Source organism: Methylobacterium sp. JK268, from assembly GCF_054052225.1.
This window is the reverse complement of sequence record NZ_JBSVZN010000001.1, coordinates 420,816-442,717: the sequence shown is the minus strand read 5'-3', so window position 1 is coordinate 442,717 and position 21,902 is coordinate 420,816. Positions and strand designations below refer to the sequence as shown.

Genomic DNA, 21,902 nt, shown 5'->3' with positions numbered 1-21,902 from the left:
CACGACCCGACGTGTGAATCCGCAAGCCTGTGCGGGGGAGGGTGGCCTGCGGAGCAGGCGCAGCGGGACGCAGTCCCGCCGAGAGGCGCAGCGCAACGCTTCTCCAGAAGGTGCGGTTCCCCCGGTCGAGTTCTATCCGGAACCGTGGTTCCCCTCTCCCGCCCCGCGCACGAGTGCTTCGCACTCGCCGCGGGGCACCCTCCCCCGCAGCGGGGGGAGGGATCATGCGCCCCGTCACTCCGCCAGCTCGCGCATCACCCGGATCAGCTCCGCCTTGCCTTCGAAGCCGATGCCCGGCAGCTCCGGCATGGTGATGTGGCCGTCCTCGACCCGCACCCCGTCCGGGAAGCCGCCATAGGGCTGGAACAGGTCCGGGTAGCTCTCGTTGCCGCCGAGGCCGAGGCCGGCCGCGATGTTGAGCGACATCTGATGGCCGCCATGCGGGATGCAGCGCGACGGCGACCAACCGTGCTCGGCGAGCACGTCGAGGATGCGCAGGTACTCGACGAGGCCGTAGGCGAGGGCGCAGTCGAATTGCAGCCAATCGCGGTCCGGCCGCATCCCGCCGTAGCGCAGCAGGTTGCGGGCGTCCTGGTGCGAGAACAGGTTCTCGCCCGTCGCCATCGGCCCCGGATAGAAGGCGCCGAGCGCCGCCTGCAGCGCGTAGTCGAGGGGATCGCCCGCCTCCTCGTACCAGAACAGCGGGTAGTCCCGCAGCATCTTGGCGTAGGGGATCGCGGTCTCGAGGTCGAAGCGCCCGTTCGCGTCGACGGCGAGCCGCGCCCGTCCGTCGATCTCGGCCAGCACCGCCTCGATGCGCCGCCGGTCCTCGGCCAGGGTGGCTCCGCCGATCTTCATCTTCACGACGGTGTAGCCGCGGTCGAGGTAGCTGCGCATCTCGGCGCGCAGCGCCGCGTCGTCCTTGCCCGGATAGTAGTAGCCGCCCGCCGCGTAGACGAAGACCCGCGGGTTCGCCGCGCGTCCGCCGCGCTCGGCCAGCAGCCGGAACAGCGGCTTGCCGGCGATCTTGGCGGTGGCGTCCCAGACCGCCATGTCGAGGGTGCCCACCGCCACCGAGCGCTCGCCGTGGCCGCCGGGCTTCTCGTTGCGCATCAGCGCGGCCCAGATCCGGTGCGGGTCGAGGGTCTCGCCGGCCTCGTCGCGCAGGCTCTCGGGCGGGGCCTCCAGCAGCCGGTCGCGGAAGCGCTCGCGGATCAGGCCGCCCTGCCCGTAGCGGCCGTTCGAGTTGAAGCCGTAGCCCACCACCCGGCGCCCATCGCGCACCACGTCGGTGACGACGGCGACGAGGCTCGTGGTCATCCGGGTGAAGTCGATATAGGCGTTGCGGATCGGTGAGGCGATCGGCTTGGTGACCTCGCGGACGTCGACGATGCGCATGCGGCCCTCCTGATGTCCCGCCGGATAGGCCGGCGGCGCCGGCGGGGCCAATGCCGTTTCCGGCGCGGGTCATGCGCGACCGGCATCGCCCGCGACGCGGCGGTGGGAGAGGAGATGGACCTCGACTGGCTCAAGGATCTCCTCGCCCTCGCCGAGCACGGCAGCTTCTCGCGCGCCGCGGAGGCGCGCAACGTGACGCAGCCCGCCTTCAGCCGGCGCATCCGCGCCCTGGAGGACTGGGCCGGGACGCCGCTGTTCCGGCGCAGCGCCCAGGGGGCGGAGCCGACGCCGGCGGGCGCCCACCTGGTCCCTCAGGCGGCCGCTCTCCTGCAGGACCTGGAGCGGGCGCGCAGGGAGACGCAAGGCGTGGGCGCGCGGGCGACCGCGACGCTGGCGATCGCGGCGACCCACGCGCTCTCCTTTACGTTCTTCCCCGCCTGGATCCGCCGCCACCTGCGCGACGCTGCCGGCACCCTCAACCTCGTCTCCGACAGCCTGGAATCCTGCGAGGCGATCCTGCTGGCCGGCGAGGTTCATTTCCTCCTCTGCCACACCCATCCGGCCCTGCCTCCGCGCCTGCCGGCCGAGCGCTACCCGAGCGTGCCGGTGGGATGCGACCGGCTGATTCCGGTCTGCGCGCCGGATGCGGCCGGGGCACCCGCATGGCCGCTGCCGGCCGCCGCGGAGCGCCCGACGCGCCACCTCGCCTACTCGCCCGCCTCCGGCCTCGGCCGCATCCTCGCGGCCGCGGGCGCCGCCCCCGACCCCGCCGCGACGGTGTTCACCTCGCATCTCGCGGCGACGCTGCTGAGCATGGCCCGCGACGGGCACGGCCTCGCCTGGCTCCCCGAGAGTCTCGCCGAGGACGACCTCGCCCGCGGCGCGCTGGTCCGGGCGGGACCGGATTGCGTCCCGGTCGAGATCCGGCTCGTCCGCTCGGCCGTGTGCCGCAATCCGTCCGCGGACGCGCTCTGGGCGCAGCTGATCCGGGATTCCCGCGACCGGGGCGGGACGCCGGCCCCGGGCGGGCGACCGCCGGCTTGAGCTCCGGGTTAGGTCCATCGTCACACGGCGGGTCAGGGCGATCCCGGCCCGGCTCGCGACGGGCCCTTCCACGGATGCCGCGCGCGTCGGGACCCAGCGAGGTCGCTTTCGCGTCGGCAGAGTTCCTCCGCCTGATCGCGGCGAGCGGCCTCTCCCTGTCGACGATCCGCCGCCTTGCCGTGGCGGCCCTGCACCGCGCGGGCGGCGGCTTCCTCCCGGTGGGGTCCGGCACGATCGCCGTGCAGCGGGCCTGAGGGTCAGGCGCGCACCTGGGCGACGAACCGGCTGACCGACTCGTCGAGGCTCCCCGCCCAGCCCGAGACGTCCCGCGCCTCGGCGAGGGCCTGCCGGGCCGCGGCCGCCGCGGCCTCCGCGTCGCGCCCCACCCCCGCGATGGTGCGCGAGACGTCCTGCGTGCCGCGGGCGGCCTGGGCGACGCTCGCGGCGATCTCCTGCGTGGCCGCGAGCTGCTGCTGCACCGTGCTGCCGATCACCGCCGCGCAGGCATCGACCTCGCCGATCGTCGCGGTGATGCGCTGCACCGCCCCGACCGCGTCGCCGGTGGCGCGCTGGACGGCCTCGATCTGCCCGCGGATCTCCACCGTCGCGCGCGCCGTCTGGGCGGCGAGGTCCTTGACCTCGGCGGCGACCACCGCGAAGCCGCGGCCCGCTTCCCCGGCCCGCGCCGCCTCGATCGTGGCGTTCAGCGCCAGCAGGTTGGTCTGGTCCGCGACCGCGGCGATCAACCCGACCACGTCGCCGATGCGGGCCGCGGAGCCGGCGAGGTCGCGCACCCGCTCCTCCATGTGGCGGGCCTCCTCGGCGGCCCGGCGCCCGACCGCGACCGAGCGCGCCCCCTGCGCGGCGACCTCGCCGAGCGACGCCGTGAGTTCCTCGCTCGCCGCCGCGACGAGCTGCACGTGGGCGGCCGTGCCCTCGCAGGCGGACGCGACCGCGTCGGCCCGGCCGCTCGTTTCCTCGACGCTGCCCGAGACCTGGGCGGCGCAGAGCTGCATCGCCTCCGCGGCGCGGCGCAGTTCGGCGACGGTGTGGCCCACCTCGGTCTCGAGCTGGCCGGCGAGGCCCACCATCGCGGCCCGGCGCTCCGCCTCGTGCCGGATGCGCGACGCCGCCTGCTCCGCCGTCAGGGTGCCGTTCTCCACCATCTTGGCCTGGAAGACCGCGAAGGCCCGCGCGATCGCCCCGATCTCGTCCGCGCGGGACAGGGAGGGCCCGCGCACGTCGAGGTCCCCGCCCGCCAGCCGCTCCATCGCCCGCGCCAGCTGCCTCAGCGGCACCGTGGTGCGGTGCCCGACCCACCAGGAGAGGAGCCCCGCGCAGAGCAGGGTGGCGAGGATCCCGCCGGCGAGGAGCTGCGTCGTGCGCGTGCGCGAGGCCTCGCTGTCGGCCTGCGCCGCGGCGAAGCGGTCGCTGGCCGCGCGGGAGACCTCCTCCACCAGCGGCGCGAGGCGCTTGAAGATCGCGGCGAGGTCGTCCGCCTCCTCCTTCAGGCTGTCGAACCCCACCGAGTAGGCCAGGAACTTCCGCTCGTAGGTGCGGGCGAGGTCGCCGAGGTCGCTCCGGACCGGATCGGGCAGGGATGCCGCGGCGAGCGCCGGGCCGAAGGCGGCGACGCTCTCGCGCAGGGCGTCGGCGTCCTTCTCCGTCCCTCGCAGCATGTAGTCCTTCTCGTGCCGCCGCATCTGCAGCATCAGCACGGAGAGCCGCGGCTGGTCGAGCGCGTCGAGCTTCTGCTCGAGGGTGTGCACCGCCTCGCGCAGGGCGCCCTGGAGCCCGTCCTTCTCGGTGAAGCCGAGGGTCCGCTGGGCCGCGATGACGTTCTGGAACCGGGTGGCGTACTGATTGAGCCCGGGACGGATGATCTCGGCCTTCTTCAGCGGGTCCTCCGCGTCGAGGGGCGCCACCATGCGCTCGACCTGCTCCAGGGCCGAAGCGGCCTGGGCCACCAGCTCGTCGCGCCGGGTGACGAGCGCCTCCTGCCGGTGGAGCAGGAAGTCGGTCTCCGCCTGGCGGGCACCGAGCAGGCTCTCGGCCACGCTCGTGAGGGCGGCGCTGAGGGCGACGCTCTGGTCCGCCACCCGCTGGAGACGCGCCTGCGAGCGCAGGCCGATGAGGGAGATGGCGCCGAGGAGCACCACGCCACCGAGCGCCAGCAGCGCGATCTGCCCTTGGAGGCCGAGACGTGGGATCCGCATGGTGGAGTTCTCTGCCGTAATCGCGGATTATTCGCCGGGGATTCATGAAGAAAGGGATAAGTCGCGACGCCTTGCGGGATCGACCGCGGCCCGGCCCAGCCTGTCATGATCGCGGGGCGGCTCAGGCGACGACCGGGATACGACTAGAAGGCGAAGCGTTCGATGAAGTTTGGAGTCTTGGCAATATTCGCTCGCGAAGCTTGGAAATAGCAGACGGATGGCGTCCAGACGCTTGGTCAAGCGCCGGATCCCGCAGGGACTCCTGGCCTCTCGGCAGCGGATAGACCGCCGACCCGCTTGGAGAGGGTCGAACGCAGCTGGTGAGCAGGCCTCGCGAACGGGCCTGCTCTGTCGGTGTTCTGTGGGGACCGTCGGGCCTGCGGATCGGGCCGGGCGGTCAGGTCCGGTAGGCCGGCTCCTCGGCGTCGAGCTGGCGGCGCAGGCTCTGCAGGTGGAGACGGGCGGATTCGGGATCGCCCTCCCGCATCTGCCTTGCGGCCGCCGCCGCCACCGCCGTGTCGACGGGGCGGATCTCCCGGCCGGTCGCCAGGGCGAGGCACTGCACCTCGCAGGCGCGCTCCAGGTAGTAGAGGTCGTCCCAGGCCTCGGCGATGGTGGGGCCCAGCACCATCACGCCGTGGTGCTTCATGAACAGGATGTCGGCTTGCCCCACGGTGCCGGCGATGCGGTCGCCCTCCCGCTCGTCGAGGGCGAGGCCGTTGTAGTCGCGGTCCACCGCGACGCGGCCGTAGAACTTCAGGGCCGTCTGGCCAGCATAGAGGAGGGGCTCGCCCTCCGTCATGCTCAGCGCCGTGGCGTAGGGCATGTGGGTGTGGAAGGCCACGCGCGCCCGCGGCAGCGCCCGGTGCAGGCGGGCGTGGATGTAGAAGGCGGTGGCCTCGGGCCGGCCCTCGCCCGCGATCACGTTGCCTTCGAAGTCGCAGACGAGCAGGTGCGAGGCGGTCAGTTCCCGGAAGGCGTAGCCGTAGGGATTGACCAGGAAGAGGTCGTCGTGCCCCGGGACCACGGCCGAGAAGTGGTTGCAGATCCCCTCCTCGAAGCCGTTGCGGGCCGCCATGCGGAAGCAGGCGGCGAGGTCGCGCCGGGCCTCCCGGACCGCCTCGCTGTCGAGGTCGGGGCCGTTCGCGCCGCCGCGGCCGGGTCCGGATGAGGTGAAGGCGTGGGCCATGGCGGGTGTTCCCTCGTGGTTGGCGCCCTCAGCCGTCGCGGCCGGCGCCGATTGCGACAGCGACGTCATCGCCGATCACGCGCGCCGGGTACAGGCGGAGCGGGCGGGACGGCCAGCCGGCGCTGATCCGGCCGTCGTCGAGGGAGAAGGCGGCGCGGTGATGCGGGCAGTGCAGCCGGCCCGCGGCGCAGCGCCCGCGGGCGAGGTCGGCGCCCTCGTGCGGGCAGGCCCGCTCGGCGGCGACGATGCGGGTTCCCTCCCGCACCAGGATCAGCGACAGGCCGCCCGCCCGCACGGGCAGGATCGGGCGCGCCTCCAGGGCGGCGCGCGGGGCGACGGGGATCCAGGTCTCGCTCACCGCCGCGGGCCGAACCGTGCCGTCAGCGCGGCCAGGAGGAGGCGCAGCGGGTTCAGCGGCCGGGCGGGGGCCGCGCGCCCGGCGAGCCGCGCCTCGACGTTGCGGGCGAATTCAGCGGCGAGACGTCCGGCGAGGTCGCGCACCAGCCCGGGGCGGCCGAACTGCGCGAGCGGCCCCTTCAGCGTGTAGCCCACCGCGAGGTCGACCCGCGCGGTGCCGGGCGCCGCGCCCGGGCCCACCCGGTAGCGGATCTGGCCCTCGGTCGCCGAGCGCCCGCCCGCGTCGCGGCCGGCACCGCGGATGTGCCCGCTCAGCGTCGCGGAATCCTGCGCGATCCGTGCCTGGCCGCGGAAGACCGCGCCGATCGGGCCGATCCGCACCGACAGCCCGCCCTCGACCCGGTCGGGGGTGGGGCGGGCGGTCAGCACCGCGCCCGGCAGGCAGGCGGCCACCGCCTCGACGTCGCCGAAGAGCGCGAACACCGCCTCGGGCGGGTGGGAGAGGGCGAGCGTCTGGGCGAATGCGTGGTCGGGGGTGAAGGAATCGGGGAGGTCGACGGGAGTGTCTTCGCCTCGTGCCGCCCTCTCTTCCCCCTTTTCCGGACGACTGGAACGCAGTGGAAGGAGATCCGGAAACCAGCGCGAGACGACGCGGAGCGGCCGCTTGTCGACAACGGTGCCGGCAGACGGAGCCGCTTCGCGGCGAGTCGCTGTGCTGGTTCCCGGATCTCCTTCCGCTGACGCTGCTCTCGTCCGGGAGAGGGGAGGGAGGCGAACCGAACGAGGGACTGGATCCTCCGACGAGGCTTGACCCGCGCGGTCCTCACACACCCGCCCCCCGACCGGCCCGAGGGCGCGCTCCCCGCCCGTCTCCGGCGCGATCCCCCGCGCCCGGCGCTCCGTGATCACGGCCGCGACCGCCCGCACGATCCCCGCATAGCCGGTGCAGCGGCAGAGATTCCCCGACAGCCCGACCCGGATGCGCCGCTCGTCGGCATCGGGCAGGCGGCGGACGAGGTCGCGGGCGGTGACCAGCATCCCGGGCGTGCAGTAGCCGCACTGGAGCGCGTGCTCCCGGTTGAAGGCCGTGCGCAGCTCCGCGGCGATCGCGTCCCCGTCGAGGCCCTCGATCGTGGTGACGCGCGCGCCCGCGCAGGCGCCCGCCAGGGTCAGGCAGCCCCGGGCCGGCTCGCCGTCGAGGAGGAGGGTGCAGGCGCCGCAGACGCCGTGCTCGCAGCCGAGATGCGTGCCGGTGAGCCCGAGCCCGTCGCGGACGAGGTCGGCGAGATGCGTGCGCGGCTCCGCGGCGAGCCGGACCGGCGCGTCGTTGACCGTGAGGCTCACGGAGAGGAGCCCGTCGCGCGGGGCGGTCAGCACGGTCATGCAGCCTCCGGATATGCGGGACGGGTCCCGCCCGCTGCCTGCGCCACCGCACGAGCGAGCACCGTGACGTGGATGTGCCGGTCGGCCGGGTCGGCGATCCCCGCCTCGCGCAGGGCGGCATCGGCGACCTCGGGCACGAAGCGCGCGGCAAAGTCCGGCCCGATCCGGCCGCCGAAGAGCGGCCGCGCATCCGCCATCACCAGGGGCGCCCGCTCGATCGCCCCGATCACCGCCCGCCCACGCCCGGCCGCGGGGTCGAGGCAGACCGCCCCGATCGCGTGGGCGAACTCGCCGATCTTGGCGCAGTGTTTGACGTAGCCCCAGGCGGCGCCGTCGGGCAGCGGCGGGACCCGGATGGCCGCGACCACCTCCCCGGGCTCCAGCACCGTCGCGAGCGCCCCGGTGACGAAATCCGCGGCGGCCACGCGCCGCCGCCCGCCGCGCGCGGCGATCTCGATCACGGCGCTCAGCGCCGCCAGCGCCGTCACCCAGTCGGCGGCCGGATCCGCGTGGGCGAGGCTGCCGCCGATCGTGCCGCGGTTGCGCACCGCCCGGTAGGCGATGGCGGCGGCGACCCGGCGCATGGCGCCGCCGGTCAGGTCGGGGACGCGGCCATCCTCGATGTCGGCGTGGGTGACGCAGGCGCCGAGCACCAGCGCGCCCTCCGCGATGCCGGCCCGGCGCAGTTCGGGAAGCCCCGTGACGTCGATCAGCAGGTCCGGCTCGACGAGGCGCAGCGCCAGCATCGGCCCGAGGGACTGCCCGCCCGCGATGAGCTTCGCGGCGCCGCCGGTCGCCGCGAGGCGGTCGAGCAGGTCCGCCAGCGTCTCCGGGCGCGCATAGGCGAAGGGGGCGGGCTTCACGCGGCCTCCCGCGCGCCGGGCGCCGTCCGGGCCGCGAGCACGGCCTCGACGATCCGGCGGGGCGTCACCGGCGAATGCAGCATCTCGACGCCGAGGGGGCGCAGGGCGTCGTTGATGGCGTTGGCGATCGCCGCCGGCGGCGCGATCGCCCCGCCCTCGCCGATGCCCTTCTGCCCGAAGCGCGTGTAGGGGGAGGGGGTTTCCATGTGGTCGATGCGGGGTGCGGGCACCTCGGCGGCGCCCGGAAGCAGGTAATCCGCGAAGGTCGAGGCGAGGGGCTGGCCGCGGGAATCAAAGCGCATCTCCTCGTAGAGGGCGGTGCCGATCCCCTGCGCGAGGCCGCCGCAGATCTGGCCGTCGACGACGAGGGGGTTCACCAGCGTGCCGCCGTCCTCGACCACCACGTAGTCGAGGATCTCGACGGCGCCGAGATCGGGGTCGACCGCCACCACCACGGCGTGGGCGGCGTAGGAGAACGTCCCGGAATCCCGCTGCGGCTTGTAGCCGGCCGTGACATCGAGGCCGCCCGCGTCGGTGCCGGGCGCGAGGTCCTGCGGCCGCCGGTACCAGGTGTGGGCGATCTCGGCGACCGGCACGTCGCCCGACGGCCCGACGACGCGGCCCGCCTCGAAGCGGCAGGCGGCGGGATCGGCTTGGAGCAGGTGGGCGCCGATCGCCACCGCCCGCTCGCGCAGGGCCTCGCAGGCGGAGGCGACCGCGCCGCCCACCATCACCATCATCCGCGAGCCCCAGGCGCCGGTGGAGTAGGGGGTCGCGCCGGTGTCGCCGTGCACGAGCCGCACGCGGGCCACCGGCACGCCCAGGATCTCGTGGGCGACCTGGGCCAGCGTCGTCTCCAGGCCCTGGCCGTGCGAGTGGGCGCCGACGCGCAGTTCCAGCCCGCCGTCGGGCGTGAGCCGGGCGCTCGCCTGCTCGTGGCCGGGCACCATCGGGATGCCCCAGCCCGCGTAGACCGAGGTGCCGTGCGCGGCCTGCTCGCAGTAGATCGCGAGCCCGAGCCCCAGGCGCCGCCCGTCCGGCTCCCCCGCCGCCTGGCGCGCCCGCAAAGCCGGCGCGTCGATGGCGGCGAGCGCGCGGGCGAGGGCCTGCGGGTAGTCGCCGCTGTCGAAGTGCTTGCGGGTAATGTTGTCGAAGGGCATCTGGTCGGGGCGCACCAGGTTCCTCGCGCGCACGGCCTCCGGCGGCAGGCCGATCTCGGCCGCCACGGCGTCGAGGATCAGCTCCATCGCGAAGCACACGCCGGTGCGGGCGACGCCGCGATAGGGCAGGATCGGGCACTTGTTGGTGGCGACCGACCAGGTGCGGCAGCGATAGGCCGGGAAATCGTAGGGGCCGGGCAGGATGCTCGCCACCTGGGCGGCCTCCAGGCAGGCGGAGAACGGATAGGCCGAGTAGGCGCCGGAATCGACGGTCGCCTCGCAGTCGATGCCGCGCAGGGTGCCGTCGCGCTCCGCGTAGGCCGTGATGCGGTAGTGGTGCTCGCGGCAATTGGCGTTGGCGGTCAGGTGCTCGCGGCGATCCTCCAGCCAGCGCAGAGGGTGGCCGCAGCGGAGCGCCAGCCAGCCGAGGCAGATCTCCTCGGCGAGGAGGATCGCCTTGTAGCCGAAGCCGCCGCCGACGTCGGGCGACACCACCCGGACGCGCTCCTGGTCGAGCCCGAGGCATTCCGCGAGGCCGGTGCGCACGATGTGCGGCATCTGGCTCGCCGTGTGGAGGACGAGCTGGTCGAGGCGGTGATCGAACTCGGCCACCACGCCGCGCCCCTCGATCGGTGCCATGCACTGGCGGGCGGTCGAGATGGTGCGGGTGACCCGGACCGGCGCGTCGAGGGCGGCCGCGATGTCGACGTCGACCAGCGTCTCCAGGAAGACGTTGTCGCCCCAATGCTCGTGGACCAGCGCCGCGCCGGGTTCGCGCGCCGCCAGCATGTCGTGCACGGCCGGCAGTTCCTCCAGGTCGAGGACGACCGAGGCGGCGATGTCCTCGGCCTCGGCGCGGGTCGGCGCGACGCAGAAGGCCACGAGCTCGCCCACCTGCCGCACCTTGCCCGTGGCGAGGGGCGGCTGTTCGGAGACCTTGAAGCCCGGCAGGCCCGACACCGCCCGGATCGGCGCGACGCCGTCGAGATCCGCGGCCGTGAAGACCCGGCCGCGATGGGCCTCCGGCACCTGGATTCCCCGGATGCGGGCATGGGCGAGCGGGCTGCGCACGAAGGCGACGTCCTGCAGGCCCGGCCGCCGGATGTCGCCGACGAAGAGCCCGCGCCCCCGCATCAGGCGCTCGTCCTCCTTGCGGGGGAGGGGGGCGCCGACCCCCTCGCGGCGAGACGGCGCGCCCATCAGGCCGCGATCGCCTGCGGGAGGATCGGCGAATCCGCGTCGAAGCGCTGGCCCGCCCGCAGGCAGAAGGCCGGGCGCAACAGCCGGTCGGCGATCACCCGCGTGTCCTCGTTGTCGCGCAGGAGGAAGCGGCCGCGATCGTCGTGCAGCACCGAGATGTCGGCCGAGAAGCCGGGCGTCAGCGCGCCGATCCGGTCGGTGAGGCCGAGCATCTTGGCCGGGTGCGAGGTCACCATCGGGACGACCTCCTCCAGCGGGATCCCGAGCGCCATCATCGAGCTCATCGCCTGGGTCAGGCTGAACCGCGCCTGGCCGAGGAAGGGGTGGTTCTCGTCGTCGTGGTGCTCGTCCGGCGTGCCGGCCGGTCGCGGCACCTCGGTGTTGTAGCCGTGCATGTCGGCGCCGAGCGTGTAGGGCACCACGCCGGCCGGGATCGCCGCCCGGGCGACCCGGTAGGAGAAGTGGCTGCCGTGGCCGACATCGACCTTGAGTCCGGCATCGAGCGCGGCCTTGATGACGCCGTGCACCTCGCCCTGCTCGTTGATGAACCCGCCCGGATGCCGGGTGAAGGGGTGGGCGAGCACGTCGCCGGGACGCAGCAGCGGGATCACCCGCTCCATGATGGTGTTCGCGTCCTCGCCGTTGGCGCCGGATTCCGGCAGGCCCCAGAGCTGGCCGAAATGCACGTAGAGCGGCAGATCGGCCTTCCGGCTGATCTCGGCCGCCATCTCCATCACCTTGATGCCCCAGCGGGCGAAGCCGCCGATCTCGGCATGGCCCTTGATGCCGCGCACGAGGTCGCGGTTCTCGACCGCCGCCTTCACGGTGGCGTCGATATCGACCCCGTCCGGGCTGTACAGGTTCGGGTAGAAGTGCCCTTCGAGCCCGCCCACGAGGTAGGCCGACAGGAAGGCGTAGACCCGCGTCGCGGAGGGCTCGGCGATGAAGCGGCGGAAGCCCGGGAGCGTCATGCAGGACGGCCCGCCCTGGTCGACGACCGTGGTCACGCCCGAGCGCACGCCGACCATGTCCGGGTTCAGGCCGAAGCGGCCGGTGACGTACTGGTAGACGTGGGCGTGGGTGTCGATCAGGCCCGGCAGCACCAGCTTGCCGGCGACGTCGATCACCTCCGCGGCGCTCGACGGCAGGATCGTCTCCGCCACCGCGGCGATGCGCCCGTCCCGCACCGCGACGTCTCGGATCCCGTCGATGCCGTTCGCCGGGTCGATCACCCGGCCGCCCCGCAGCAGCTGATCGTAGCGCGCCGTCTCGCTCATGGCGGATCCTCCCGGTCTCGCGGTGCCCGATAAACGAAGCATGCTTCGTACTTTGACGGGAAGCAGGCTTCGTGCCACAAACCAATCTTCCCGGAGGGGCGGCAGGCGATGGGGGTTCGGCACGCGGAGGTTGTTGCGGACGACGATGCACCCTGGCCGCTGGAGGCGCGGCCGGGCTTCCTGGCGCGCCGCCTCCACCAGATCCATGTGGGCCTGTTCGCCGAGATCTGCGCGCCCTTCCGGGTGACGCCGCTGCAATACAGCGTGATGTCGGCCCTGCTCGAGCGCGGCAATCTCGACCAGACCGCGCTCGCCGCCGCGGTCGCCCTCGACCGCACCACCACGACGGGCATCCTCAAGCGCCTTCAGGCGCGCGGGCTGGTGGCGCGCCTGCCCTCGACCCGCGACCGGCGGGCGCAGGATTGCTCGCTGACGCCGGCCGGCCGCGATCTCTGCACCGCCATGGAGGCGGCGGCCCGCGAGGCGCACGCGGCGACGGTGGCGGTGCTCGCCCCCGCCGAGCAGGCGCTGCTCGTCGGCCTCCTCGGGCGCGTCGTCGCGGCCCATGACGCGGCGGGGGAGGGGCGGCGGACGGATCCGGGCCTCAGCGGCTGAGGGCGGTCATGATCCGGTCCGGTTGCCCTGCTAGGCGCGCGACTCCCGCCGACCGTCGAGAGACCCGATGCTGCTCCGCTCCGCCGCCCTCCTCGCCCTCCTCGCCGCGCCCGCGCTGGCCCAGGAATCCCCCCGCGGCGATCTGATCCGCGGCCTGTGCCAGAAGGACGGCTGCGACGAGTTCAGCGTCGTGAAGGTCGAGCCGGTGACGCGAACCGCCGAGGGCGTCCTCAACCGCACGCGGGTGCGCACCTTCCACGCGAGCTACCAGGGCCGGACCGAGGGGCCGGAGGAGAACGGCTACGTGTTCTGCTCCCCGACGCGGCCGGCGATCCTCTCCGAGCAGGAGGGCCGCACCACGGCTCTCTTGATCGCGCCCTCCGCGACTCAGGATTCCCGCGAGACGGTGCGCAAGAACGCGAATTTCGTCGCCCTCTACTTCGCGATCTGCCACGGGGCGGAGAGCGGCAAGGCGGCGGTGCGCGACCTGCGCGGCACGGCCGAGTCGCTCGGCTACCGCGTGGCGTCGGCGCAGTCGCGGTTCGTGCAGCTCAGAAAAGCCGAGGACATCGTGCGGCCGGATTGAGCAGGGCCGACGGACCGAACGAGACCCCGTCGGGTCACCACACCCGAGCCGCTCGATCCGGGCGCTCGCGACCGCCCTCGGCCGTCCCTCCCGCCATGTCCACGCGGCCGAGCCGATTCGGCCGGCTCGCCGAACGCGTTGGCGCCCGTCGCAATTCAGGAGCGGCGCGCCGCACGATCCCCGGCGAAAGCCCTCAAGGGCCGATCAGCTTCCTCAGCCGGTCGAGGTTGGCCAGTTGCTGAAGGGCGTTGTCGCGGTCGGCCGCGGCAAGGCCGAGGATGACCGCCTCCAACGCGATCAGGGTCGTGGCGTGGAGGGCAACCTCGTTGGCGCGACCGCGCCGGGCCAGCAGCACGACCGTGGCTTGCCGGGCGAGGGCGCTCGTCTGCGTGTCGGTCACGAGCACCACGGGCAGGGCCAGGCGGCGGGCCTCGGCCATCACGGCCTGAACCTCTCGGTAGGGCTGCCCGTAGGCGAGCAGCAGGACCGCATCGTTGGCGTGCAGGCCGAGCAGTTGATCGGCCAGCGCCCACCCCGTGGCGTCGAGGAGGAAGCTGCACCGCCCCGAACGGGTGAGCTGGAAGGCGAGGTATCGCGCGAGGTGGGCGGAGGGGCCGATCCCGAACACCCCGATGCGGGCCGCCGGATGCAGGGTGGTGATGGCCGCGAGGATGGCGGCCCTCCCGTTCTCCGTCTGGAGCGCCTCCATGCCCTCGCGGTGGGCCTCCAGGACGGCGCCGATCGCCTTCTCCGCGTTCTCGCCGACACTGGCGAGGGTGCGACGCATGTCGGCCGCCGGCGTCCTGCTCTCGTCGAGACCGGCGGCCAGCGCCTGCTTGAGATCCGTCAGGCCGTCGAACCCGAGCGCCTGGACCGCCCGGATGACCGTCGCGTCCGAGGTGCCGAGCTGCGCCGCGATCTGGGCGGCCGAGCTGGCCAGGACCGCCGCACGGTTCCGGTCGAGATAGCTCGCGACGCGGGCCGCCGAGGGCGAGAGCGACGGTGTCAGGCGTCTGACCGTGCTGCCGAAATCTTCCGTCACCGCGCCAAACCCTCCCTCCGGCGCGCCGCATCGGGGCCGCCCGGCTCGTGTAGCAAAAACTACATCACTCTTGACAACCGTAGTAATAGCTACAATCTGGCGGACGGGCAAGCCGCCCCGCGGCAGCGCGCCGGCAGGAGGGCGTTCCGGATGACCATCGATTGGGTGCATGCGTGGCCCACGGCCCTCGCGGCCTTCCTGGCGTCGGCGGTCGAGTTCGTCGAGGCGCTGACGGTGGTGCTGGCCGTCGGTGCGGTCCGCGGCTGGAGGCCGGCCCTGACCGGCACCGCCGCCGCCCTGGCCGTGCTGCTCGCCCTCGTCCTTCTCCTCGGTCCCCTGCTGACCCGCATCCCCCTCCGGGACGTCCAACTCGCCGTTGGCGGGCTGCTGCTGCTGTTCGGCCTCCGCTGGCTGCGCAAGGCGGTTCTGCGGGCGGCCGGCGTCATCCCCCTCCACGACGAGACCGTCGCCTACGCCCGGGAGACCGGCAGCCTGCGGGAGGCCGGTCCCGTCGCCGGAGCCTGGGACGCCGTCGGGTTCGCCACCGCCTTCAAGATCACCCTGCTCGAAGGCCTGGAGGTCGTGTTCGTCGTCATTGCCGTGGCTGCGGGCGGCGTCGGCCTCCTGGTCCCGGCCAGCATCGGTGCGGTGGCCGCGCTCCTGCTGGTGGTGGCGCTCGGGCTCCTCCTGCACCGGCCCCTGTCCATGGTGCCGGAGAATACGCTCAAGCTCTCGGTCGGGGTGCTGCTCTCCGCGTTCGGCACGTTCTGGGTCGGCGAGGGCATCGGGCTGACCTGGCCCGGCGCCGATTGGTCGATCCTGGGCCTCACGCTCGGCTTCCTCGCCGTCGCCGCGCTCGGCGTGCCGCTGTGCCGGCGCCGCGCCGCCACCCGTCTCTCCCTCGGACTTCGCTGAGCCGACGCCGATGAACGCCATCAGAGCCATTGCCCGCGAGCTCGTCGGCCTCGTCGTAGACGATGTCGGGTTCGCGGCCGCCGCCGTCGGCTGGATCGCCCTGGTCTGGCTGCTCTCCGCCGCCGCGCTGCTGCCGAGCTCCTGGCTGGCGGTCACGCTCTTCGGCGGGCTGGGGACCATCCTCCTCGAGAGCGTCCTGAGGCGTTCGGGAGACGCGCGATGACCCTTCCTCCACCCCCCTCCACCGACCGGCATGGCGACGCGGGCGCCCCGGCGCGGCAGGCCGCCCCGCCGTCCCCACGACGCGGCTCCTCCCTCCTCAAGATCGCGGTCGCGGTCGCGGCCCTCTGCGCCGTCGGGTTCGCCGTCTCTCGCCACGAGGCGGCGCCTCCGCCCGCCCCGAGCGCCGGCGCCCCGGCGCCCGTCCCCGTCGTGACGGCGACCGTCCGGAAGCAGAACGTGCCCATCGTCCTGACGGGGGTCGGGACGGTGACCGCGCTGAACGTCGCGACCATCCGCAGCCAGGTCACCGGATACCTGCAGAGCGCCGACTTCGAGGAGGGCCGGTTCGTCCGGCGCGGCGACGTGCTCGCCCGGATCGACCCGCGCATCTACCAGGCCCGCCTCGAACAGGCGCAGGCCCAGCTCGCCAAGGACCAGGCGCTCCTCGCCAATCAGAAGACCAACCTCGCCCGCAACGAGCCCCTGCTGCAGAAGGGCTTCGCGACCGACCAGCAGGTCGTGAGCGAGCGCGCCCAGATCGCGCAGACCGAGAGCGCCCTGAAGGGCGACCAGGCCGCCATCGACTCCGCGCGGACCGAACTCGACTTCGCGACGCTTCGCGCCCCGTTCGACGGCGTGACGGGCATCCGCCGCGTCGACATCGGCAACATCGTCAATCCCACGGACACCAACGGCATCGTCGTCCTGACGCAGGTCCAGCCGATCAGCGTGCTCTTCACCCTGCCCACGAGCGACATCGCGGCCGTGCAGGCGGCCCTCGGCCGCGGCCCGGTCGCCGCGACCGCCTACGACCCGTCCGGCGACAGGACGCTCGACACCGGCTCCCTGCTGCTCATCAACAACCAGGCCGACCCGAAATCCGGCACCGTGCAGCTCAAGGCGGTCTTCCCGAACGACCGGCGCCAGCTCTGGCCGGGCAGTTTCGTGAACGCCGAGGTGACGACCTCCGTCGAGACGGGCGCGCTGACCATCCCGACCAACGCCCTGCAGCTCAACGACAAGAGCCAGTTCGTCTACGTGGTCGGCGCCGATGCCGCCGTTTCGGCCCGGCCGGTGACGGTCCGGCAGCGCACGCGCGGCATGGCCCTGGTCTCGGATGGGCTGAAGGAGGGCGAGACCGTCGTGGTCCAAGGCCAGTACCGGCTGAAGCCCGGGACGCGGATCACGCCCGCGAGCCCGGACCAGGTGCCCGACACCTCCACGGCCTCGGCGGGGATGCTGCCATGAACCTCTCCTCCGGCTTCATCCGGCGGCCCATCGCCACCGGCCTGCTCATGCTCGCCGTGGTGGTGCTCGGCGCGATCAGCTACACGCTGCTGCCGGTCGCGGCGCTGCCGAACGTCGACTCGCCGACCATCCAGGTGACGGCCCAGTTGCCCGGCGCCGACCCCAACACCGTCGCCGCCTCGGTGGCGACCCAGCTCGAACGCCAGTTCGGCCAGATCCCCGGCCTCACCCAGATGACGTCGAGCAGCGGCACCGGCCTCACCCAGATCTCTCTGCAATTCGACCGCAGCCGCACGGTCGACTCGGCGGCGACCGACGTGCAGGCGGCCATCAATGCCACGCAGGGACAGTTGCCGGCGGCGCTCCTCAACCCGCCGATCTACCGGAAGACCAACCCGGCCGACGTGCCGATCCTGCTGATCGCGATGTCGTCGGACGTGTTCCCCATCACGACCGTCAGCGACTACGCCTACTCGCTGATGGCCCAGAAGATCTCCCAGATCCCCGGCGTCGGCCTCGTCGGCGTCGGCGGCCTGCAGAGCCCGGCCATCCGCATCCAGGTCAACCCCGCTCAGCTCGCGGCCGAGAACCTGGACTTCGAGACGGTGCGCACCGCGCTGTCCAACCTGACGGTGCTGCAGCCCAAGGGGCAGCTCTATGGCGGCCAGCAGGCCGTGGCGCTCCAGACGAACGACCAGTTGACGACCGCGGCCGGCTTCGAGGACGCCATCGTGGCCTACCGGGACGGCGCGCCGATCCGGGTCCGGGACATCGGGCGCGCGGTCAAGGCGCCGCAGGACGTCACCATCGCGGGCTGGATCGGCGAGAAGCCGGCGGTCGCGCTCGCCGTGCAGCGGGCGCCGGGGGCCAACGTCATCGCGACCGTGGCGGCCATCAAGCAGGCGCTGCCGCAGCTCCGGGCCTCGCTGCCGCCCGGCATCGACGTGCGGATCGCCTCGGACCGCACCCAGACCATCCAGGCCAGCGTCGCGGACGTTCAGTTCACGCTGCTCCTCACCATCGCGCTGGTGGTCGGCGTGATCGCGCTGTTCCTGCGCAAGCTCTGGGCGACCGTGATCCCCGCCGTCTCGGTGCCGATCTCGCTCGTGGGCACCTTCGCGGTGATGGATGTGCTGGGCTACAGCCTCGACAACCTGTCGCTGATGGCGCTCACCATCGCCATCGGCTTCGTGGTCGACGACGCCATCGTCATGGTCGAGAATATCGTCCGCCACATCGAGGAGGGCGCCAGCCCGATGCAGGCCGCGCTCGACGGGGCGGGCGAGATCGGCTTCACCATCCTGTCGATCTCGATCTCCCTGGTCGCGGTGTTCATCCCGCTGTTCCTGATGGGCGGCATCGTCGGGCTGATGTTCCGCGAGTTCGCAGTGACCGTGGCCGTCTCGATCCTCGTCTCGGTGGTCGTGTCGCTCACGCTCACGCCGATGATGGGCGCGCGGCTGCTGCCGGGCCACGAGGAGACGCCTCCGGGACGGCTGTCGCGCTGGCTGGAGGGCTTCTTCACCTGGCTCACCGCGCGCTACGACGACGGCCTGAGAGTCGCCCTGCGCCACCGCTTTCTCACCCTGCTGACCTTCCTCGGCACGGTCGCCCTGACGGGCACCCTGTTCTGGACGATCCCGAAGGGCTTCTTCCCGCAGCAGGACACCGGCCTGATCGTCGGCATCAGCGAGGCGGCCCAGGACGTCTCGCCCGAGGGCATGAAGCAGCGCCAGCAGGCCATCCTCGGCATCATCATGAAGGATCCCGCCGTGGCGGACGTGGCCGGCTACATCGGGCCCGGCGGCCCGACCGTGACCGAGAACAACGGCCGGGTGTTCATCACCCTGAAGCCGGACACCGAGCGGACCGTCACGGCCGACCAGGTCATCCAGCGCCTCTCGGCGGCCCTCGACCAGGTCCAGGGCATGAAGGTCTACATGCAGGCCGCCCAGGACATCACCATCGGCGCGCTCGTCTCGAAGACGCAGTACCAGTTCACCCTCAGGGACATCGACCAGAAGGAGCTCGACCTCTACGGCCCGAAGCTGCTCGCCGCGCTGCAGGAGCTGCCGGAGCTCACCGCAGTCGCGAGCGACCAGCAGTCGTCGGCGCGCATGCTCAACGTCGTGGTCGACCGCACGGCGGCCGCCCGGCTCGGCATCGACCCGGCGGCGGTCGACAACACCCTCTACGACGCCTTCGGCCAACGTCACGTCGCGCGCATCTACCTGCCGCTCAACTACTATTACGTCATCCTGGAGGTCGACCCGCACGACCAGCTCGGCCCGAACGCCCTGCAGCGGATCTACGTCCGCTCGCAGGACAACACCGCGGTGCCCCTGAGCCAGATCGCCCGGGTGGAGACCGGCACGATGCCCGCGGTGGTCAACCACCAGGGGCAGTTCCCGTCCGTGACGCTGAGCTTCAACCTGGCGCCGGGGGCCACCATCGGCGCGGCGGTCGCGGCCGTGCAGAAGGCAGCCGCCGACCTGCACATGCCGTCCTCCGTGGCCACCGCCTTCCAGGGCAACGCCCAGGCGTTCCAGACCTCGCTCGGCTCGACGCCACCCCTGATCCTGGCGGCCCTGTTCGCGGTCTACGTGATCCTGGGCGTGCTCTACGAGAGCACGATCCATCCGCTGACCATCCTGTCGACGCTGCCCTCGGCGGGCCTGGGGGCGCTGGCGACGCTGATGCTGGTGGGGCGGCCGCTCGACATGATCGGCATCATCGGGATCATCCTGCTCATCGGCATCGTCAAGAAGAACGGCATCATGCTGGTCGACGTCGCCATCGTGTCCGAGCGCGAGGGCGGCAAGTCGCCCGAGGCGGCCATCCACGAGGCGTGCCTGCTGCGCTTCCGCCCGATCCTGATGACGACGCTGTGCGCGCTGCTCGGCGGCGTCCCGCTGATGGTGGGCACCGGGACCGGCTCGGAGATCCGCCAGCCGCTCGGCTACGCCATCGTCGGGGGACTGGCCGTCAGCCAGGTGCTGACGCTGTTCACCACGCCCGTCGTCTACATCTACATGGACAAGCTCAGGCTGCTGCTCACCCGGACGCGGCCGGCCGGCGCCGGACGGGCGGTGGTCGAGGCGCGATGACCGCCGTGTGCGTTGCTGACGCCGCCTGCCTCCTCACCCCGCGCAAGGTCGGACAGTTCCGTGAGGCGCCCTGAGTGCCTCCGTCCCAGATCGAGAGCATTTTCCGACGAAGCGGAGACCGGTTGGTCGCTGAACAAGCCTAAAAATCAAAGACCTAGAGCAGTATCCGATCGCCACGTGATCGGATACTGCTCTAAGGGTCGAGATCGGGAATGACATCCGGCAACGGAACGTAGATGGTGTTGAGACGATAAGATCCGACAACGCATCGACGCGGGCTGACGTCCGTCGTGACAGCCCCCCGGCAGAGCGACTCGCAGAGCTCTGTCGCAGTGATCTGGTCGATGCCACAACCCTTTGCCTGACAGAATTGCCCAGAATTTTCGCAGGTTGCAATGTATTTTCCATTGTATATCCGACGCGTGGTCGCGAGTGCATGCGGATCGGCCGCGACGCAGATCGGGCTGCTGAACAAAAAGAGCGCCACTGCGACAAACAATGCAGCCGGCAAGCGGAAGAATCGGCAGCCCAACCGGTAGAAAATTTTCATATAAACTTGAATATTTCTTTTTCGGGAGACACAGGAGCGACGTCCGAGCGATTCCACCAGCCCCCTCCTAATGCTTGGAATAGCGCAGCCGTATCGGAATACTGATTAGCGCGGGCTTGCGACGCGGTCACGAGGGCCTGGAGATAAGCCTGCTCGGCGAGCAGGACCGTGACGCTGCTGACGGCACCAAGGGTGAATTGCCGCCTCACGAGAGTGAGACTCTGCTGAGTCGCCTGCTCGGCCGCGTGCGCCGCTGCGACGGCGCGGACGTCCGTCTGCAGGGCACGCAGAGAATCCGCGACGTTCTGGAACGCCGTGAGGACCGTCGAGCGGTACTGCGCCTGGGCCTGGGCGAGCGTCTCCTCCGCGGCGCGCTGCTTGTGGAACAAGGTGCCGGCGTCGAAGAGCGGCTGGGTGACCGAGCCCACGATCGTGAAGAAGGACGAGCGCGGATCGAGCACCTGCGCGAGCTTCACCGCGCTCGCCCCGCCCGTGACCGAGAGGTTGAACTGGGGCAGGCGGGCCGCGACGGCGACGCCCACCGAGGCGCTGGCTGCGTGAACCAGCGCCTCGGCCGCCTTCACGTCCGGGCGCTGCTGGATGAGGCGCGAGGGCAGACTCACCGGCAGCTTGCGCGGCACCTTGAGCGAGGCGAGCGTGAAGGTCTCGGTGATCTCCTGGCTCGGCAGGCGGCCGACCAGCGCGGTCAGGAGGTTGCGCTGCTGCGCGAGCTGCTTCTCCAGGGGCGGGAGCAGCTGCAGCGACACGGCGAGCGCCGCCTGCTGCTGGACCACGTCCGCCCCGGCGATCTGACCGAGGGAGAGCTGCTTGTTGTAGAGGTTCAGCACCTCGGTCTGCGCCTGGATGACCCGCTTCGTCGCGTCGATCTGCGCGCGGATCGAGGCCTCCTGGATCGCCGCCAGCACGACGTTCGAGGTCAGCGTCAGGTAGGTCGCTTCGAGCTGGAAGCGCTGGTTCTCGGCCTGCGCCTGGAGCGACTCGATCTGCCGCCGCTCGCCGCCGAACACGTCCGGCGTGTAGGTGATCTGCAGCTGAGGCGTGTAGAGGCTGTAGAGATACTGGTTCGGGTTGTTGAGCGGCGGCGAGAAGCTCTCCGTCGTCTTCTGGAGCGATCCCTGCGGCGTCGCCGAGATCGACGGGTAGAGGCTGCCGATCTGGGCCTCGGCGTTCTGGCGCGCGATCCGCAGCGAGGCCTGCGCGGCTTCGAGCGTGGGGTTGTTGGCGAGCGCCTCGTCCACGAGGCGGTTGAGGGCCTTGGAGCCGAACAGCGTCCACCATTGGCCCGGGATGTCGGCGCCGGCAACGAAGTGCTGCCGCACCGCCCCCTTGCTGCCCTGGTCCCCGGGGCTCGGGTCGCCGAGCGGCTCCTTGGTGAAGCGGGACACGGCCGGCGGCGCCGGCGGCACGAAGTCCGGTCCGACCGCGCAGGCGCCGAGGGCGAGGAGACCCGCCCCTCCGGCGAAGGCGGCCGCGCCCTTCCTTCTCCGTGTCGCTGTCCAGGCCATCTTG

General features: G+C 72.3%; 18 protein-coding genes. 8 read left to right on the top strand and 10 right to left on the bottom strand.

Going from position 1 to position 21,902, the window contains the following annotated elements:
* Positions 1 to 234 precede the first annotated feature (234 nt).
* On the bottom strand, positions 235 to 1,398 hold the full coding sequence (locus tag ACW9J6_RS01875) for a mandelate racemase/muconate lactonizing enzyme family protein (protein WP_457114720.1): 1,164 nt from the start codon (positions 1,396 to 1,398) through the stop codon (positions 235 to 237).
* Positions 1,399 to 1,512: 114 nt separating this feature from the next.
* Here ACW9J6_RS01875 and ACW9J6_RS01870 point away from each other — a divergent pair, with 114 nt between their 5' ends.
* Both ACW9J6_RS01870 and ACW9J6_RS01865 read left to right on the top strand, forming a co-directional pair.
* Entirely contained in the window at positions 1,513 to 2,442 is a 930-nt protein-coding gene (locus ACW9J6_RS01870) for a LysR family transcriptional regulator (protein ID WP_457114719.1), read from the top strand.
* Positions 2,443 to 2,516: 74 nt separating this feature from the next.
* Positions 2,517 to 2,696 carry a hypothetical protein gene (locus ACW9J6_RS01865; protein ID WP_457114718.1) on the top strand — a complete coding sequence of 60 codons (180 nt, stop codon included), beginning with the start codon at positions 2,517 to 2,519 and terminating at the stop codon, positions 2,694 to 2,696.
* 3 nt (positions 2,697 to 2,699) lie between these two features.
* On the opposite strand, the gene ACW9J6_RS01860 is transcribed toward ACW9J6_RS01865, so the two are convergent.
* The 7 genes from ACW9J6_RS01860 to ACW9J6_RS01830 form a co-directional block, all read right to left on the bottom strand.
* The gene (locus ACW9J6_RS01860) at positions 2,700 to 4,658 is read right to left on the bottom strand and encodes a methyl-accepting chemotaxis protein (protein WP_457114717.1); all 1,959 of its coding nucleotides are present in this window, start codon (positions 4,656 to 4,658) and stop codon (positions 2,700 to 2,702) included.
* 397 nt (positions 4,659 to 5,055) lie between these two features.
* Positions 5,056 to 5,847, bottom strand: a complete 792-nt coding sequence (locus ACW9J6_RS01855; protein ID WP_457114732.1) for an aldolase — start codon at positions 5,845 to 5,847, stop codon at positions 5,056 to 5,058.
* 28 nt (positions 5,848 to 5,875) lie between these two features.
* Entirely contained in the window at positions 5,876 to 6,205 is a 330-nt protein-coding gene (locus tag ACW9J6_RS01850) for a Rieske (2Fe-2S) protein (RefSeq protein ID WP_457114716.1), read from the bottom strand.
* Positions 6,202 to 7,587: a xanthine dehydrogenase family Fe-S subunit gene (locus ACW9J6_RS01845; protein ID WP_457114715.1), complete on the bottom strand. Its 1,386-nt coding sequence runs from the start codon at positions 7,585 to 7,587 to the stop codon at positions 6,202 to 6,204. Before ACW9J6_RS01845 ends, ACW9J6_RS01850 begins: the two co-directional genes overlap by 4 nt.
* Positions 7,584 to 8,450 carry an FAD binding domain-containing protein gene (locus ACW9J6_RS01840; RefSeq protein WP_457114714.1) on the bottom strand — a complete coding sequence of 289 codons (867 nt, stop codon included), beginning with the start codon at positions 8,448 to 8,450 and terminating at the stop codon, positions 7,584 to 7,586. Before ACW9J6_RS01840 ends, ACW9J6_RS01845 begins: the two co-directional genes overlap by 4 nt.
* Positions 8,447 to 10,810 carry a xanthine dehydrogenase family protein molybdopterin-binding subunit gene (locus ACW9J6_RS01835; protein ID WP_457114713.1) on the bottom strand — a complete coding sequence of 788 codons (2,364 nt, stop codon included), beginning with the start codon at positions 10,808 to 10,810 and terminating at the stop codon, positions 8,447 to 8,449. The genes ACW9J6_RS01840 and ACW9J6_RS01835 overlap by 4 nt, the downstream gene beginning before the upstream one ends.
* Positions 10,810 to 12,087, bottom strand: a complete 1,278-nt coding sequence (locus tag ACW9J6_RS01830; RefSeq protein ID WP_457114712.1) for an amidohydrolase/deacetylase family metallohydrolase — start codon at positions 12,085 to 12,087, stop codon at positions 10,810 to 10,812. Before ACW9J6_RS01830 ends, ACW9J6_RS01835 begins: the two co-directional genes overlap by 1 nt.
* Positions 12,088 to 12,195: 108 nt before the next feature.
* Between ACW9J6_RS01830 and ACW9J6_RS01825 the strand changes: the two genes are divergently transcribed.
* Both ACW9J6_RS01825 and ACW9J6_RS01820 read left to right on the top strand, forming a co-directional pair.
* Positions 12,196 to 12,702 (top strand): MarR family winged helix-turn-helix transcriptional regulator, encoded by a 507-nt coding sequence (locus tag ACW9J6_RS01825; RefSeq protein ID WP_457114711.1) that lies wholly within the window; start codon positions 12,196 to 12,198, stop codon positions 12,700 to 12,702.
* A gap of 67 nt (positions 12,703 to 12,769) precedes the next feature.
* Positions 12,770 to 13,288, top strand: a complete 519-nt coding sequence (locus ACW9J6_RS01820) for a hypothetical protein (RefSeq protein ID WP_457114710.1) — start codon at positions 12,770 to 12,772, stop codon at positions 13,286 to 13,288.
* 193 nt (positions 13,289 to 13,481) lie between these two features.
* Here ACW9J6_RS01820 and ACW9J6_RS01815 read toward each other — a convergent pair whose 3' ends face one another.
* Positions 13,482 to 14,330 carry a MurR/RpiR family transcriptional regulator gene (locus ACW9J6_RS01815; protein WP_457114709.1) on the bottom strand — a complete coding sequence of 283 codons (849 nt, stop codon included), beginning with the start codon at positions 14,328 to 14,330 and terminating at the stop codon, positions 13,482 to 13,484.
* A gap of 150 nt (positions 14,331 to 14,480) precedes the next feature.
* Here ACW9J6_RS01815 and ACW9J6_RS01810 point away from each other — a divergent pair, with 150 nt between their 5' ends.
* Genes ACW9J6_RS01810 through ACW9J6_RS01795 form a run of 4 tightly spaced genes read left to right on the top strand, consistent with a single transcriptional unit; the run spans position 14,481 to position 19,822 of the window.
* On the top strand, positions 14,481 to 15,245 hold the full coding sequence (locus tag ACW9J6_RS01810; RefSeq protein ID WP_457114708.1) for a hypothetical protein: 765 nt from the start codon (positions 14,481 to 14,483) through the stop codon (positions 15,243 to 15,245).
* Positions 15,246 to 15,255: 10 nt separating this feature from the next.
* Positions 15,256 to 15,468 carry a hypothetical protein gene (locus tag ACW9J6_RS01805; protein ID WP_457114707.1) on the top strand — a complete coding sequence of 71 codons (213 nt, stop codon included), beginning with the start codon at positions 15,256 to 15,258 and terminating at the stop codon, positions 15,466 to 15,468.
* Positions 15,465 to 16,715, top strand: a complete 1,251-nt coding sequence (locus ACW9J6_RS01800) for an efflux RND transporter periplasmic adaptor subunit (protein ID WP_457114706.1) — start codon at positions 15,465 to 15,467, stop codon at positions 16,713 to 16,715. Before ACW9J6_RS01805 ends, ACW9J6_RS01800 begins: the two co-directional genes overlap by 4 nt.
* The gene (locus tag ACW9J6_RS01795; protein ID WP_457114705.1) at positions 16,712 to 19,822 is read left to right on the top strand and encodes an efflux RND transporter permease subunit; all 3,111 of its coding nucleotides are present in this window, start codon (positions 16,712 to 16,714) and stop codon (positions 19,820 to 19,822) included. The genes ACW9J6_RS01800 and ACW9J6_RS01795 overlap by 4 nt, the downstream gene beginning before the upstream one ends.
* 546 nt (positions 19,823 to 20,368) lie before the next feature.
* Here ACW9J6_RS01795 and ACW9J6_RS01790 read toward each other — a convergent pair.
* Positions 20,369 to 21,898: an efflux transporter outer membrane subunit gene (locus ACW9J6_RS01790; protein ID WP_457114704.1), complete on the bottom strand. Its 1,530-nt coding sequence runs from the start codon at positions 21,896 to 21,898 to the stop codon at positions 20,369 to 20,371.
* Between the last annotated feature and the right edge of the window lie 4 nt (positions 21,899 to 21,902).

Bases quoted from the DNA above. Each gene is read 5' to 3' on its own strand.
- ACW9J6_RS01810 (WP_457114708.1), top strand. From the start codon at position 14,481: ATGACCATCGATTGGGTGCATGCGTGGCCCACGGCCCTCGCGGCCTTC.
- ACW9J6_RS01805 (WP_457114707.1), top strand. From the start codon at position 15,256: ATGAACGCCATCAGAGCCATTGCCCGCGAGCTCGTCGGCCTCGTCGTA.
- ACW9J6_RS01800 (WP_457114706.1), top strand. From the start codon at position 15,465: ATGACCCTTCCTCCACCCCCCTCCACCGACCGGCATGGCGACGCGGGC.
- ACW9J6_RS01820 (WP_457114710.1), top strand. From the start codon at position 12,770: ATGCTGCTCCGCTCCGCCGCCCTCCTCGCCCTCCTCGCCGCGCCCGCG.
- ACW9J6_RS01795 (WP_457114705.1), top strand. From the start codon at position 16,712: ATGAACCTCTCCTCCGGCTTCATCCGGCGGCCCATCGCCACCGGCCTG.
- ACW9J6_RS01830 (WP_457114712.1), bottom strand. From the start codon at position 12,087: ATGAGCGAGACGGCGCGCTACGATCAGCTGCTGCGGGGCGGCCGGGTG.
- ACW9J6_RS01870 (WP_457114719.1), top strand. From the start codon at position 1,513: ATGGACCTCGACTGGCTCAAGGATCTCCTCGCCCTCGCCGAGCACGGC.
- ACW9J6_RS01845 (WP_457114715.1), bottom strand. From the start codon at position 7,587: ATGACCGTGCTGACCGCCCCGCGCGACGGGCTCCTCTCCGTGAGCCTC.
- ACW9J6_RS01875 (WP_457114720.1), bottom strand. From the start codon at position 1,398: ATGCGCATCGTCGACGTCCGCGAGGTCACCAAGCCGATCGCCTCACCG.
- ACW9J6_RS01855 (WP_457114732.1), bottom strand. From the start codon at position 5,847: ATGGCCCACGCCTTCACCTCATCCGGACCCGGCCGCGGCGGCGCGAAC.
- ACW9J6_RS01790 (WP_457114704.1), bottom strand. From the start codon at position 21,898: ATGGCCTGGACAGCGACACGGAGAAGGAAGGGCGCGGCCGCCTTCGCC.
- ACW9J6_RS01865 (WP_457114718.1), top strand. From the start codon at position 2,517: ATGCCGCGCGCGTCGGGACCCAGCGAGGTCGCTTTCGCGTCGGCAGAG.
- ACW9J6_RS01825 (WP_457114711.1), top strand. From the start codon at position 12,196: ATGGGGGTTCGGCACGCGGAGGTTGTTGCGGACGACGATGCACCCTGG.
- ACW9J6_RS01860 (WP_457114717.1), bottom strand. From the start codon at position 4,658: ATGCGGATCCCACGTCTCGGCCTCCAAGGGCAGATCGCGCTGCTGGCG.
- ACW9J6_RS01835 (WP_457114713.1), bottom strand. From the start codon at position 10,810: ATGGGCGCGCCGTCTCGCCGCGAGGGGGTCGGCGCCCCCCTCCCCCGC.